The organism is Comamonas sp. 4034, assembly GCF_050434545.1.
GTDB lineage: Bacteria > Pseudomonadota > Gammaproteobacteria > Burkholderiales > Burkholderiaceae_C > Comamonas > Comamonas odontotermitis.
Genome location: NZ_JBNDIT010000015.1, coordinates 85,357 through 98,334, shown reverse-complemented (window position 1 = coordinate 98,334; position 12,978 = coordinate 85,357). Strand labels below are relative to the sequence as shown.

The window sequence follows — 12,978 nt, the reverse complement described above, 5'->3', positions numbered from 1 at the left end:
ATCCGATTCGTTGTTTGACGCTGATGGCCTCACCGTCTGGCAGGCATTCTTTCCGTACCCCATGAGCCCACGCACCGTCCAAACCAAGCCTCTCCCTCCCCCCAAGCGCCGGGCTGCCGATATGGCCTATGACGCCATTGAGGCCCTGATCTGCACGCTGGAGCTTCAGCCGGGCAGCCCGGTGGTTGAAGCCGAAATCGCCGAGCGCACGGGGCTGGGGCGCACACCCGTGCGCGAGGCCTTGCTGCGGATGGTGTCCATTGGGCTGATCGAGCCGCAGCCCCGGCGCGGCCTTCTGGTGTCGGGCATCGACCTGGCGGGCCACCTGGACATCGTGGCCACCCGCCGCGTGCTGGACCAGCTGATTGCAGCCTGCGCCGCACGCCGGGCCACCACCCACCAGCGAGAAGAAATCGTGCGCTGCGCAGCCCGCATGCACGATGCGGCAGAGCGTGGCCGCATCGACGACTACATGCGCGCCGACCATGAACTCGACACCATCAGCCACCTGGCCAGCCGCAATCTGCCTGCCGTCAACTGTGTGGTGCCACTCATCGTGCAATGCCGCCGCTTCTGGTACGCGTACCAGCACGCAGGCGATCTGATGGAAGGCGCCCGTGCCCACCTGGCGTTTGCGCAGGGCATTTCATCAGGCAACGAGGCGGCAGCCGTCGCGGGCTCCAACCAGCTGATGGACTACCTGGAGCACTTTGCGCGACGGATCATCGACCAATGATTCGTCAGTGCTTTCGATGAAAAACAGCCGCCAGCGCATAAACATCAAGCGCTAGAAGCTATCTATTCAATAGCAAATCTGCCGTCAGCCATCCACCATCGCCCGCATCCACGCGGGCAGATCGACGGCCTTCTGGCGGTCAAAATCCACCCAGATCACCGTGGCGCCGCCATTGGCATACACCACGCCGGGCTCGCCTGCCTTCTCGATCTCGTACCAGGTCTCGAATGCCGTGCGGGCCGGGTCGCTCACAGACATCTTCACCACCAGCTGCGCCGGATACTCGATCTGGCGCAGGTAGTTGCAGAAACAGTTGACGACCACCGGCCCCTGGTTGCCGTCGTGCGGCGTCTCGCGCGTGGAGCGCAGCCACTCGACCCGGGCGCTCTCCATGTAGCGAAAGTACACGGTGTTGTTGACGTGGCCGAGGCAGTCCATGTCTCCCCAGCGGACATCCATGGGAGAGTCGTACACCCAGCGTTTGTGATCAGGCAGCAGGATTTTCATGCCCGCCATCTTAGAACCTGTTTACGATCTGCCCAGGTCTGCTGCTGCACCGCAGCAACGCAGGGTGTCGCCGACTTTCAGGCACGCGAACCCTCCATCTCATAAAAACAGAGTGCTGGCAGGCATTTACCGCAATAATCTAGGGCTAACCCTAGGAACCAAGCAGTTACCGCACTGCAACATACACATAAAATCCTTGGCATTGCAGGACACCATGCGCGCAAGACATGGCAGTGTGATTTGCCTGAGCCTTTTTCAAGAATTACCGATACGGAGCCCCGATGACCAACGAAGAAATACTGGCCCAATTTGGCCCCCGCGAGTCGATGGAGTACGACGTCGTCATCGTGGGCGGCGGCCCCGGCGGTCTGGCCACGGCCATCCGTTTGAAGCAGCTGGCTGCGGAAAAAGGCACGGACGTTTCCGTCGTGGTGCTGGAAAAAGGCTCCGAGCCCGGCGCGCATACGCTCTCGGGCGCCATCATGGACCCACGCGCCCTCACCGAACTCATCCCCGACTGGAAGGAAAAAGGCGCCCCGCTCACGCAACCCGTGACGGAAGACGCCATGATCTTCCTCACCGAGAAATCGGGCCTGCGCACCCCCAACTGGCTGCTGCCTCCCTGCTTTCACAACGAAGGCAACTACATCGTGCAACTGGGCTATGTCGTCAAGTGGCTGGCCGACCAGGCCGAAGCCCTGGGCGTGGAAATCTTCCCAGGCTTTGCTGCCGCCGAGGTGATCTACAACGAAGACGGCTCCGTCAAGGGTGTGGCCACCGGCAACATGGGCGTGGGCAAGGACGGCAACCCGACCGATGACTTCCAGCTCGGCATGGAACTGCACGGCAAATACACCATCTTTGCCGAAGGCGCGCGTGGCAATCTGGGCAAGCAGCTGATTGCCAAATACCAGCTGGATGCGGGCAAGGATCCGCAGACCTACGGCATCGGCGTCAAGGAGCTGTGGGAAATCGATCCCCAACGCCACCAGCCGGGCTTTGTCATGCACACCGCCGGCTGGCCGATGAACAACGACACCTATGGTGGCGCCTTCCTCTACCACCTGGACGACAACAAGGTCACACTCGGCTTCATCACCGGCCTCGATTATTCCAACCCCTATCTCTCGCCCTTTGAAGAGATGCAGCGCTGGAAGACCCACCCCAACATCCGCTACTACCTGGAAGGGGACGAGGCCAAGGGCATCAAGCCTGCCAAGCGCATTGGCTACGGCGCCCGCGCCATCACCGCAGGTGGCCTGATGAGCCTGCCCAAGACCGTGTTCCCGGGCGGCGCGCTGGTGGGTTGCGATGCAGGCTTTCTGAACGTGAGCCGCATCAAGGGCAGCCACGCCGCCATCAAGACCGGCATGCTGGCCGCCGAGGCGGCCTACGACGCCATCGTGGCTGGCCGCCAGGGCGACGAGTTGAGCGCCTACCCTGCCGCATTCGAAAAGAGCTGGCTGTATGAAGAGCTGAACAAGAGCCGCAACTTCAAGAGCTGGTTCAAGAAGGGGCTGGTGACGGCATCGGTCATGAACGGGCTCGAACAGTTCGTGCTGCGCGGCAATATTCCCTGGACTCTGCACCGCGACAAGCCCGACCACGCCTACCTCAAGCCCGCGTCGGAATGCCAGCCCATCGAATACCCCAAGCCCGATGGCAAGCTGACCTTTGACCGCCTCTCCAGCGTGTTCATCAGCAACACCAACCATGCGGAAAACCAGCCCGCGCACCTGACGCTCAAGGACGCCTCCATCCCCGTCAACGTGAACCTCGCCAAGTTTGCGGGCCCCGAGCAGCGCTACTGCCCAGCGGGCGTGTACGAGTTTGTGGCCGACGAGGAAAAAGGCGGCTCGGCCCAGCGCCTGCAGATCAATGCGCAGAACTGCGTGCACTGCAAGACCTGCGACATCAAGGACCCGACTCAGAACATCGTGTGGGTAACACCGGAAGGTGGCGGCGGCCCGAACTACTCGGGCATGTAGGCCCGTCTCACCCTTTCCCCATGGCCGGCAACGGCCATTTTTTTCGCATCCACCCGGCTGCATTGGCGGCATTGCGCCCTTCCGCAGCCCCCCCTGCTGCCCCACGGCAGTCTTTACCTAGCCTGCCATGGGGTTCTGCGGCAATACCGACATTTACCGACAAGACAGTGCCCGCTCGCGCACCAGAATAAGGCACATGCCAATGCTTCTCGGTTTCAGTGCTACCCACGCCAAGCGCTCCCTGTACAGTTTTGTATGCGGTGCGCTCATGCTGGCTGCGCCCGAAATTGCATCGGCGCAGGCGACACGGGCCGCAACGGCCGCGCCCCCCGCAGCGACCACTGCGCCGCCCAGTGCAGTGATCCTGGAGCTGGCCACCCGCTACAGCGCCGAGCGCTACATGGGCCTCTGGTACAAGGTGGGCAAGACCGAGATACCCAGCAATGAGCTTCGTACCCGGGAACGCTACGAAATGCTGCTGCGCTACGACGGAGCCGTGCGTGTCATCTACACCTACTACCTGCCGCTGTCCAACCAGTGGAAACGGGTCGAGGATTACATGGAGCCGCTGGACAAGAATGGCAGCACCTTCCCCAGTGGCCACAGGATCGACCCGCCCGTCACCTTCCGCATCAACCGCTTTGGCAACCTGCTGAGCGTCGACTACCGCACCTTTGCCATCGACGCCAACTACCAATGGGCGCTCGTCAAGGGGCCTGGAACGGGCTCCTATTTCGTGCTCTCCCGCTCGCCCACCATCCCGGAGCCGCTGCGCCGGGCCCTCACGCAGTTAGCCAAACGCAACTACCCCGACATGGGCAACCTCGTCTGGTCCAGCCTCGAGGGCGAGAAGTAGCCGTCTGCCAGCACCTTTGGCCATGCATGTTTACTGCGCCACCCATGCAAAAAACCAGGAACATTGCATTTTTTCAGCGCTAAAAATCAACTTCAAGCACTTTTATTTCCACATCAAGTCCAACTGCGCCTGCAAGCATTCATTTTTTCCGCATCGTCGCAACTAGGGCTCTCCCTGAGTTCAAAAACCATCATCACCCGTTAACAGGGGTGTAGACTGCTGCCACTTGCTTGCAACGCGGGGCGCTGCAGCTACGAATATCAACACACCCTGGCGGAGATACACGAATGAAGAAACTGGCATGGGCGCCTCTGGGCGCAGTGGCACTGGCAATTGCTGCAATCGCGCCGGCGCAGGCCGCCGATCAGAAATCGGTTGCCGTGACCGCCATCGTTGAGCACCCTGCACTGGATGCGGTGCGCGACGGTGTCAAGGCCGCTCTGAAGACCGAAGGCTTTGAAGAGGGCAAGAACCTGAAGTGGCAATACCAAAGCGCCCAGGGCAATCCTGGCACCGCCGCGCAGATCGCCCGCAAGTTCGTGGGTGACAAGCCCGATGCCATCGTGGCCATCGCCACGCCTTCGGCACAGGCCGTCGTCGCCGCCACCAAGACCGTGCCCGTGGTGTTCTCCGCCGTGACCGACCCCGTTGCTGCCAAGCTGGTGCCCAGCTGGGAGCCATCCAAGAACAATGTGACCGGTGTGTCCGACCTGCTGGCGCTGGACAAGCAGATGGAGCTGGTCAAGAAGGTCGTGCCCAACGCCAAGCGCGTGGGCATGGTCTACAACCCGGGCGAAGCCAACTCGGCCGTGGTCGTGAAAGAGCTGAAGGAGCTGCTGCCCAAGATGGGAATGACCCTGGTGGAAGCCGCTGCACCGCGCTCGGTGGACGTCTCCAGCGCCGCCCGTTCGCTGGTTGGCAAGGTCGATGTGATCTACACCAACACCGACAACAACGTCGTGTCCTCGTACGAAGCCCTGGTCAAGGTTGGCCAGGATTCCAAGCTGCCGCTGGTGGCATCGGACACCGACTCGGTGGCACGTGGCGCAGTGGCCGCCATGGGCATCAACTACCGTGACCTGGGCGAGCAGACCGGCCGCATGGTGGCGCGCATCCTCAAGGGCGAAAAGCCCGGCGACATCAAGACCGAAGTCTCGACCAAGATGGAGCTGTTCGTGAACCCCGGCGCTGCCGAGAAGCAAGGCATCAAACTGAGCGACGAGCTGGTCAAGTCGGCCGCCAAGGTGGTTCAGTAATGCCACATTGCCTGCTGCCGTGCTGACCGTGCAGCGCAGGCGATGACAAGATGCAGCCCCGCCAGAAGCGGGGCTTGTTTTATCTAGCCACCTCTTAGATAAGAAAAATCCATGACCTTATTTTCATTTTTGGGAGCCATCGAGATCGGCCTGATCTTTGCGCTGGTCGCGCTCGGTGTGTTCATCTCCTTTCGCCTGCTGCGCTTTCCTGACCTGACGGTGGACGGCAGCTTTCCGCTGGGCGGCGCCGTCTGCGCGGTGATGATCACGAGCGGCTACAGCCCCATCGTCGCCACCATCGGTGCGGCGCTGGCAGGCGCCGTGGCGGGCCTGATCACCGGCTGGCTCAACGTCAAGCTCAAGATCATGGACCTGCTGGCCTCCATCCTGATGATGATTGCGCTGTACTCGGTCAATCTGCGCATCATGGGAGGCCCCAACGTGCCGCTGATCAACGACCCCACCCTCTTCAACCAGTTGCAGCCCTCCGGCATGGAAGACTACGTGTTCCGCCCCCTGCTGCTGATCGTGATCGTGATCCTCGCCAAGCTCGCCATGGACTGGTTCTTCCTGACCGAACGTGGCCTGGCCATCCGTGCCACCGGCACCAATGCCCGCATGGCACGCGCCCAGGGCGTCAACACCGGCGGCATGATTTTGCTGGGCATGGCGGTATCGAACGCACTGGTAGGCCTGGCTGGCGCGCTGTTTGCCCAGACCCAGGGCGGCGCAGACAGCTCCATGGGCATCGGCACCATCGTGATCGGCCTGGCGGCGGTGATCGTTGGCGAATCCATCCTGCCGTCGCGCAAGCTGATTCTGGCAACCCTGGCCGTGGTGATTGGCGCCATCGTGTACCGTTTCTTCATTGCCCTGGCATTGAACAGCGACTTCATCGGCCTGAAGGCCCAGGACTTGAATCTGGTGACCGCGCTGCTCGTGACCGTGGCACTGGTGATACCCCAGCTCAAGCGCAAGCTCAGCAAGAAGCCCTAAGCCCAGAATCGGAGAATAGCCATGCTGAGCGCAAAAGACCTCAAGATCACCTTCAACCCCGGCACTCCCATCGAAACCCGCGCCCTGCGCGGCATGACGCTGGAGATCCCTGCCGGCCAGTTTGTCACCGTCATCGGCTCCAATGGTGCCGGTAAATCAACCTTCCTCAACGCCATCTCGGGCGACCTGATGGTCGACACCGGCAGCATCGTCATCGACGGCGAAGACATGACGCGCAAGCCCGTCTGGGACCGCGCCCACAAAGTGGCCCGCGTCTTTCAGGACCCGATGGCCGGCACCTGCGAAGACCTCTCCATCGAAGAGAACATGGCCCTGGCGCACGAGCGCGGCAACTTCCGCGGCCTGTCCAAGGCCGTGAAGAACGCCAACCGCGAGCTGTACCGCGAGCGCCTTGCCACCCTGGGCCTGGGCCTGGAAAACCGCCTGACCGACCGCATCGGCCTGCTCTCGGGCGGCCAGCGGCAGGCCGTGAGCCTGCTGATGGCAGCGCTCCAGCCTTCGCGCATCCTGCTGCTCGACGAGCACACCGCAGCGCTTGACCCGCGCACGGCCGACTTTGTGCTCAACCTCACCGCACGCATCGTGGAAGAAGGCCAGCTCACCACGATGATGGTGACCCACAGCATGCGCCAGGCGCTCGACGTCGGCACCCGCACTGTGATGCTGCACCAGGGCCAGGTCGTTCTGGATGTGAGCGGCGAAGAGCGCGCCCGCATGGATGTGCCTGATCTGCTGCAGATGTTCGAGAAAGTACGTGGCGAAAAACTGGCCGACGATGCACTGCTGCTGAGCTGACAGGTTTCGCGCATCCACCCCGGCAGCCAACAAGGCAGCGGGCTTCCACCACGGTGGACCCGCTGCCTTTCTGCTTTCATCGCTACCGATTGACCCGCATCAAGCTCGCAGGTAACGCCGCACCGACCAGGCGGCCATGGCCGGGAAGATGGCAAACACCCCAAACAGCCAGGCCGCAGAGAAACCCAGCACGGCCTGATCGCCTGTCTGCGCGAGCCCCAGCGCATTGGCCCCCAGGCCCACCAGGGCTGCCCCCACCGCCATGCCATACAGCTGCACCGTGGTGATGGCGGATGCGGCCGCATCCGCCTCCTCCTTGCCTGCGTTCAGCATGATGGCATTGAGCACATGCGGCCAGGCCATGCCCACCCCCAAGCCCAGCAATGCCAATGCCATGCCGCTGGCCACCAGCGCCACACTCCCCTGCCAAGGCATGGCCAGCGCCAGGATCACCAGGGCCAGCGCGCACAACACCGGCCCCCGGAACATCAGCGCCCGGCCCGCCGCCCCGCTCTTGCCGGAAAACAGCACCGATGCCGCCGACCAGCCGCCCGCCAACAAGGCGGTGACATACCCAGCCGTCAATGGCCGCAATCCATGCAGGTGCTGCAGCAGATAGGGCACGAACACCTCCGTCATGGTGCCGATCAACAGCAGCGCCACGGCGGCATACAGCATACCCAGTGGGTGGGCAAGCGTGCTGCCGCCCTGGGGCAGCAGGCGCTGCGCAGCATGGCGCTCACGGGCAATGGCATAGCCACCGGTCAGCAGGCCTGCGGCAGCCAACAGCCACTGCCACAGCGGCGCATTCACCACACTGGCCGCAGCCACCAGCAGCACCGACAGCGCCAGCAAGGCAATCTGCTGCACGGCAATACCTGCATCGCCCGAGCCAGCGCGGCTGAGCAGGCGCGAAGGCGCCAGCTGGCGCTGCACCAGAAACATTTGCAGCACAAGCAAGGGCAGCAAGGCCCCGAAAGCAAGGCGCCAGTGCCCTGCCTGGGCAAACAGGCCGCCCACCGCTGGCCCGCTCAGGGTGGCGATGCCCCACATGGCCGAGATCAGCGCAATGGCACGCGGCCACAGCGCAGGCGGAAACACGAGGCGAATCAAGGTGTAGCTGAGCGCGCCCACGGTGCCGCCACCCAGGCCCTGCACGGTTCTGCCTGCCAGCAGCAACGGCATGGAGCTGGCCATGGCGCACAGCAAGGTGCCCAGTGCAAACACCAGCAGGGCAGCCAGCATTGCCGCACGCGCACCGTGCCGCGACAGCAACCGCACAGACAGTGCGGCCCCCACAATGGAAGCCACCACGAACAAGGTCGTGCTCCATGCGTACCATGCCATGCCACCGATCTCCTGCACAACCGACGGCAGGATGGTGGTGACAATGTGCACATTGATGGCGTGCATGGCGACGGCGCCGGTCAAGGCCAGGGCCGTGAGGCCGTGCTGGCGGCCAAGCAACTGGCCCCAGCTGGCGGGGGCCGGCTGCGCATCCGCAGTGCTGCCGGGTGCTGATGCCGAAGAAGTGGTGGTTTCCATGGATATCCTTGCCGATAGATAATGCAAGTATTCTCTTTGAAAATTACCCACCCTCATCAATAAAACAAGTTATCACTTGCATAAATAAATGCAATCCCATTCCGCCACCACCGAACACTCCTCCGCCATGCGCATGCTGGAGGCGCTCAAAAAGCAGGCGCCAGCCAGCACCGCCGAGCTGGCTCGCACCTTGCAGATGACCTCCGAGGCGGCGCGCCAGCAGATCAACCGGCTCGCTGAGCAGGCGCTGGTGCAGGCCCACATGCAAAAGCCCGCCGGTGCCGGCAGGCCCCGCCAACTGTGGACCCTGACGGCCGCAGGCCAGCGCCATTTTCCGGATGCCCATGCGCAGCTCACCGTGCAGTTGATCGGCTCCATCCAGAAGTTGTTCGGCCAGCAAGGCATGGACAGCCTGATCAGCGAGCGCGAAACACAATCGCGGACCCGCTACCAGGCGCACTGCACGGCCCCGCAGCTAGCACAGCGCCTGGCCCAACTGGCCGCCATCCGAACGGAAGAAGGCTATATGGCGCATGTGGAGCCACACGGCCAGGGCTGGCTCCTAGTCGAAGACCACTGCCCCATCTGCGCGGCCGCAAGCGCCTGCCGTGGGTTCTGCCGCTCGGAGCAAGCCCTGTTTCAGGAGGTGCTGGCAGATGTAGCCACCCTGGAGCGCAGCGAATACCTGCTGGAAGCAGGCCAGCGCTGCGTGTATGTGGTGCAGCCGCTGCAGCAACCAGGCCACTGAACTTCGGCCTTCAGGCCGACGCAGCCACCCTTGCTGCGGCGCGCTCAGGCCTGGCCATGGCCGCGCAGACCAGCAATGCCAACAAGGCCAGCAGTGCAGCGCCCCATTCCGCGTACTGCAGGCCCTGCGCATTGGCCTGGCGCCAGGCTTGCTCGCCGGCATCATGCAGGCCGGCCAACGGCGCTGCCGCCACCATCACCAGCACCGCCAGCCCCAGGGCAGCGCCTACCTGCTGGGCCGTCGCGGCCACGCCCGATGCCACACCCTGCTGCCCGGGCGCAATGCCCTCGCCCACCAGCACCCACATCCCCGTCCAGCTGGCACCCTGGCCGATGCTCATCACCACAAAGCCGGGCACCAGCCACCAGTAGTTGGCCGCCTGTGGCAGCACAGCTGCCGTCCACACCATGCCCAGCAAACCTGCCACCCAACCGGCCAGCAGCACTGATCGCGCGCCGTGCCGCACCAGCCCACGCTCGGCCAGGCGAATGCCCACCGTGCAGACGATGGTGGGCAGCACGAAGGCCAGACCCGCCTGCATGGGGCTCCAGCCCAGCACCTGCTGAAAGTACAGGCCCAGAAAGTAGTACTGCACGCCATAGCTGCCCATGAAAAGCATGGCCAGCAGCATGGCCGTCTGCAGGCCGCGCACACGCAGCATGGCCAGCGGCATCAGGGGTGCCGCGACACGCTTTTCGATGGCGACAAAGGCCGCCAAGGCCAGGATGGCGAGCAGCAGCACCGTGGCGGTGCGCCAGTCCGTCCACCCCCACTGCGGGCCTTGCACCAGCGCCGCCACCAGCAGACTGCTGCCCACGGTGACACTGACGCAGCCCGCCACATCGAACCGGCGCCGCGCACGCGGCACACTGGGCATGGCAGGCAGATAGCGCCGCGCCGCCACGGCGCAGGGCCAGGCAATCGGCACCAGTACCCACAGCACCCAGTGCCAGCCCAGGGTTTCGGTCAGCACGCCGCCAAGCAAGGCCCCTGCGGCAAGACCTGCGGCACTGGCCATGCTCCAGACGGCCAGCGCGCGGTTGCGCGCAGCGCCTGCGGCGTACAAGGTATTGATCATCGACAAGGTGGCCGGGAACAGCAAGGCCGCGCCCACGCCCTGCCCGGCGCGCGCAGCCACCAGTTGCCAGGCCTCGGCGGCAAAACCGCCCGCCCATGAGGCGAGCCCGAACAGCGCCATGGCAGCCACATACATGCGCCGCTGGCCCAGCAGGTCGGCGCAACGCCCGCCCAGCAGCAGGCAGCCGCCAAAGGCCACGCTGTAACTGCTGATCACCCACTGCAGGTGGCGGGCATCGAGTTGCAGCTGCTTGCCCATGGCATCGAGCGCCACGAAGACGATGGTCGCGTCCAGCGCGATCAGGAGCTGCGCGAGCGACAACAGCGCAAGCGCGGCACGGGGATGGCGCAGCACGGTTGGTGCTGCGCTGCTTGAAACAGATTCTCTAGGCATGGTTTCATCACTCAGGAGGAAAAGGCCTGCAGCGCATGGCGCCCCGCAGGCAGTGATGACCGGTCAGGCAGGATCGTATTTAATTCACCAGCAAAGATAAATACGAAAAATATCTTTTACTTATGCAAAAATGAATCAATCAATTACCAATCAATTGCCAGACAGACGATGAGACTGATGCCATGGACCTGAATGCCGTACACATGCTCGTCAAGGTGGCCGAGATGAAGAGCTTCACCCAGGCTGCGCACTGCCTGGGTACGACGCAGTCGCGCATATCGCGCGCCATTACACAGCTGGAGGCTGAGCTCGGCACCCGGCTGCTGCACCGCAATACGCGCAATGTCTCGCTCACCCCCGATGGCTGCACGCTGGTGGACCGCAGTGCCGAGCTGATCGCCGGCCTGGACGAGGCCCGCAAGCTGCTGCTGGACCGCCGCTGCGAGCCCACGGGCGTGCTGCGCATGACGGCGCCCTCGGTGCTGGGGCGCGTAGTGCTGACACCGCTCCTCGGCCAGTTGCTGGAGCAATACCCGGCCTTGCAGATTGATGCCAGCTTCACCGACCGGCTGGTTGACATGGTGGACGAGGGCTTTGACGCGGCTCTGCGCATCGGCCCGCTGGCCGACAGCCGCATGATCGCCCGCAGTCTGCCGCCGCTGCATTGGGTGACGGTGGCCTCTCCGCAGTATCTGGCCCGGCACGGCACGCCGCAGACGCAGGAGGCGCTGGCCGAACACCGCTGCCTCTCTGTCTACAACCATTACCGGGGTTTTCTGGTGCCCTGGCAGTTCAAGCTGGCAGAAGGCAAGGCCGAAGACTGGCTGCCGCCCGTCAGCATCAGCTTTGACAGCGGCGACCCGCTGATTGAAGGCGCCTTGGCCGGGCTGGGCGTTGCACAGGTCATGGAATTTGCCGTGCGCGAACACATTGCCAGCGGGCGCCTGGTGCGCGTGCTGCCCCAGCTCGAAGGCCGCAGCCGTGAGCTTTCCCTGGTCTACCCCCGCACACGCCATGCCTCCCCCAAGATCAAGGCGCTGGGCGCGCTGCTTTTGGCGCACAGCCACTGGTAACAGTGTGGGCCCTGCAGTGCCCCGGGGCATCCAGCCCTTTTTGCTATTAATTTCAAAGTTAAAGCGCTTGACCAGCAAGCGCTGTAAGCCGTTTTACGCACGAGTTTAGGCGCCAGAGCGCACGCGTCGTTCAAATTCATGCAACGCTGCGTTCAAATCGCGCATCTACTGCGCACAGTGGATCTGGCTACAGTTGTGTTTCAGGAAATCACACAGAGCCGGACATCCAAAAGCAGGTCCATGTCCATGTGGTTTTCATGTTCTGGCGCCGCGCCCGCTTCCCGGGTCGGCCACTCACTCACACAAAGGAAATCGCAATGGCTAAAGTTCTGGTTCTCTACCATTCCATGTACGGTCACATCGAAACCATGGCCGCCAAGATTGCCGAAGGCGCCAAGAGCGTGCCCGGCACCGAGGTGACGGTCAAGCGCGTGCCCGAAACCATGCCTGCAGACGCTTTCAAGGCTGCCGGCGGAAAGACGGACCAGGCAGCCGCCGTGGCCTCGCCTGCCGAGCTGGGCGACTACGATGCCATCATCTTCGGCACCCCCACCCGCTTTGGCAACATGAGTGGCCAGATGCGCAGCTTTCTCGACCAGACCGGCGGCCTCTGGGCCAAGGGCGCGCTGGCAGGCAAGGTTGGCAGCGTGTTCACCTCCACCGGCACGCTGGGCGGCCAGGAAACCACCGTCACCTCGTTCTGGAACACCCTGGCCCACCACGGCATGGTGATCGTGCCCGCTGGCTTTGGACTGCCTTCGCAGTTTGACCTGTCGCAAGTCAAAGGCGGCTCGCCCTACGGCGCCGCCACCGTGGCAGGCGCCGACGGCTCGCGCCAGCCTTCCGCTCCCGAGCTGGATCTGGCCTTTGCCCAGGGCGCCAAGGTCGCCACCCTTGCTGCCAAGATCGCAGCTTAAGAACGTGTTCACGATCTCTACGCAGCCGTCTGCTTCCTTGCAGCGGTTGCGTTGAGTTCCAGCGGGCCC

12 protein-coding genes are annotated in these 12,978 nt (G+C 63.5%); 9 read left to right on the top strand and 3 right to left on the bottom strand.

The features are described 5' to 3' along the window. The first annotated feature begins 61 nt into the window (after positions 1-61). Positions 62-736: a GntR family transcriptional regulator gene (locus ABIE32_RS16135; protein ID WP_429017633.1), complete on the top strand. Its 675-nt coding sequence runs from the start codon at positions 62-64 to the stop codon at positions 734-736. A gap of 84 nt (positions 737-820) precedes the next feature. On the opposite strand, the gene ABIE32_RS16130 is transcribed toward ABIE32_RS16135, so the two are convergent. Continuing rightward, positions 821-1,243, bottom strand: a complete 423-nt coding sequence (locus ABIE32_RS16130; RefSeq protein WP_429017632.1) for an acyl-CoA thioesterase — start codon at positions 1,241-1,243, stop codon at positions 821-823. Between the two features lie 281 nt (positions 1,244-1,524). Here ABIE32_RS16130 and ABIE32_RS16125 point away from each other — a divergent pair, with 281 nt between their 5' ends. From ABIE32_RS16125 to ABIE32_RS16105, 5 genes are all read left to right on the top strand, one after another. Continuing rightward, positions 1,525-3,231: an electron transfer flavoprotein-ubiquinone oxidoreductase gene (locus tag ABIE32_RS16125; RefSeq protein WP_224149227.1), complete on the top strand. Its 1,707-nt coding sequence runs from the start codon at positions 1,525-1,527 to the stop codon at positions 3,229-3,231. A gap of 196 nt (positions 3,232-3,427) precedes the next feature. After that, positions 3,428-4,087 carry a lipocalin family protein gene (locus tag ABIE32_RS16120; protein ID WP_429017631.1) on the top strand — a complete coding sequence of 220 codons (660 nt, stop codon included), beginning with the start codon at positions 3,428-3,430 and terminating at the stop codon, positions 4,085-4,087. 287 nt (positions 4,088-4,374) lie between these two features. Next, a complete protein-coding gene (locus tag ABIE32_RS16115) occupies positions 4,375-5,343 on the top strand; it encodes an ABC transporter substrate-binding protein (RefSeq protein ID WP_377780044.1) in 969 nt (322 codons plus the stop codon). 111 nt (positions 5,344-5,454) lie between these two features. After that, a complete protein-coding gene (locus ABIE32_RS16110) occupies positions 5,455-6,339 on the top strand; it encodes an ABC transporter permease (protein WP_429017629.1) in 885 nt (294 codons plus the stop codon). A 21-nt stretch (positions 6,340-6,360) separates the two neighbouring features. Further along, positions 6,361-7,155, top strand: a complete 795-nt coding sequence (locus tag ABIE32_RS16105) for an ABC transporter ATP-binding protein (protein ID WP_224149231.1) — start codon at positions 6,361-6,363, stop codon at positions 7,153-7,155. A 99-nt stretch (positions 7,156-7,254) separates the two neighbouring features. Here the strand turns inward: ABIE32_RS16105 and ABIE32_RS16100 are convergent, their stop codons facing one another. Continuing rightward, positions 7,255-8,700 (bottom strand): MFS transporter, encoded by a 1,446-nt coding sequence (locus ABIE32_RS16100; RefSeq protein WP_429017628.1) that lies wholly within the window; start codon positions 8,698-8,700, stop codon positions 7,255-7,257. Between the two features lie 88 nt (positions 8,701-8,788). On the opposite strand from ABIE32_RS16100, the gene ABIE32_RS16095 reads away from it, so the two are divergent. Next, a complete protein-coding gene (locus ABIE32_RS16095; RefSeq protein WP_429017627.1) occupies positions 8,789-9,448 on the top strand; it encodes a helix-turn-helix transcriptional regulator in 660 nt (219 codons plus the stop codon). 10 nt (positions 9,449-9,458) lie between these two features. Here ABIE32_RS16095 and ABIE32_RS16090 read toward each other — a convergent pair whose 3' ends face one another. Beyond that, the gene (locus ABIE32_RS16090) at positions 9,459-10,919 is read right to left on the bottom strand and encodes an MFS transporter (RefSeq protein ID WP_429017625.1); all 1,461 of its coding nucleotides are present in this window, start codon (positions 10,917-10,919) and stop codon (positions 9,459-9,461) included. A 182-nt stretch (positions 10,920-11,101) separates the two neighbouring features. Here ABIE32_RS16090 and ABIE32_RS16085 point away from each other — a divergent pair, with 182 nt between their 5' ends. Both ABIE32_RS16085 and wrbA read left to right on the top strand, forming a co-directional pair. Further along, positions 11,102-11,992, top strand: a complete 891-nt coding sequence (locus ABIE32_RS16085; RefSeq protein ID WP_429017624.1) for a LysR family transcriptional regulator — start codon at positions 11,102-11,104, stop codon at positions 11,990-11,992. Positions 11,993-12,309: 317 nt separating this feature from the next. Next, positions 12,310-12,909, top strand: a complete 600-nt coding sequence (wrbA, locus tag ABIE32_RS16080; protein ID WP_224149236.1) for an NAD(P)H:quinone oxidoreductase — start codon at positions 12,310-12,312, stop codon at positions 12,907-12,909. Positions 12,910-12,978 lie beyond the last annotated feature (69 nt).

Coding starts and splice junctions, on each gene's coding strand:
- ABIE32_RS16125 (WP_224149227.1), top strand. CDS start 1,525: ATGACCAACGAAGAAATACTGGCCCAATTTGGCCCCCGCGAGTCGATG.
- ABIE32_RS16135 (WP_429017633.1), top strand. CDS start 62: ATGAGCCCACGCACCGTCCAAACCAAGCCTCTCCCTCCCCCCAAGCGC.
- ABIE32_RS16085 (WP_429017624.1), top strand. CDS start 11,102: ATGGACCTGAATGCCGTACACATGCTCGTCAAGGTGGCCGAGATGAAG.
- ABIE32_RS16115 (WP_377780044.1), top strand. CDS start 4,375: ATGAAGAAACTGGCATGGGCGCCTCTGGGCGCAGTGGCACTGGCAATT.
- ABIE32_RS16120 (WP_429017631.1), top strand. CDS start 3,428: ATGCCAATGCTTCTCGGTTTCAGTGCTACCCACGCCAAGCGCTCCCTG.
- ABIE32_RS16090 (WP_429017625.1), bottom strand. CDS start 10,919: ATGCCTAGAGAATCTGTTTCAAGCAGCGCAGCACCAACCGTGCTGCGC.
- ABIE32_RS16095 (WP_429017627.1), top strand. CDS start 8,789: ATGCAATCCCATTCCGCCACCACCGAACACTCCTCCGCCATGCGCATG.
- ABIE32_RS16130 (WP_429017632.1), bottom strand. CDS start 1,243: ATGAAAATCCTGCTGCCTGATCACAAACGCTGGGTGTACGACTCTCCC.
- ABIE32_RS16100 (WP_429017628.1), bottom strand. CDS start 8,700: ATGGAAACCACCACTTCTTCGGCATCAGCACCCGGCAGCACTGCGGAT.
- ABIE32_RS16110 (WP_429017629.1), top strand. CDS start 5,455: ATGACCTTATTTTCATTTTTGGGAGCCATCGAGATCGGCCTGATCTTT.
- wrbA (WP_224149236.1), top strand. CDS start 12,310: ATGGCTAAAGTTCTGGTTCTCTACCATTCCATGTACGGTCACATCGAA.
- ABIE32_RS16105 (WP_224149231.1), top strand. CDS start 6,361: ATGCTGAGCGCAAAAGACCTCAAGATCACCTTCAACCCCGGCACTCCC.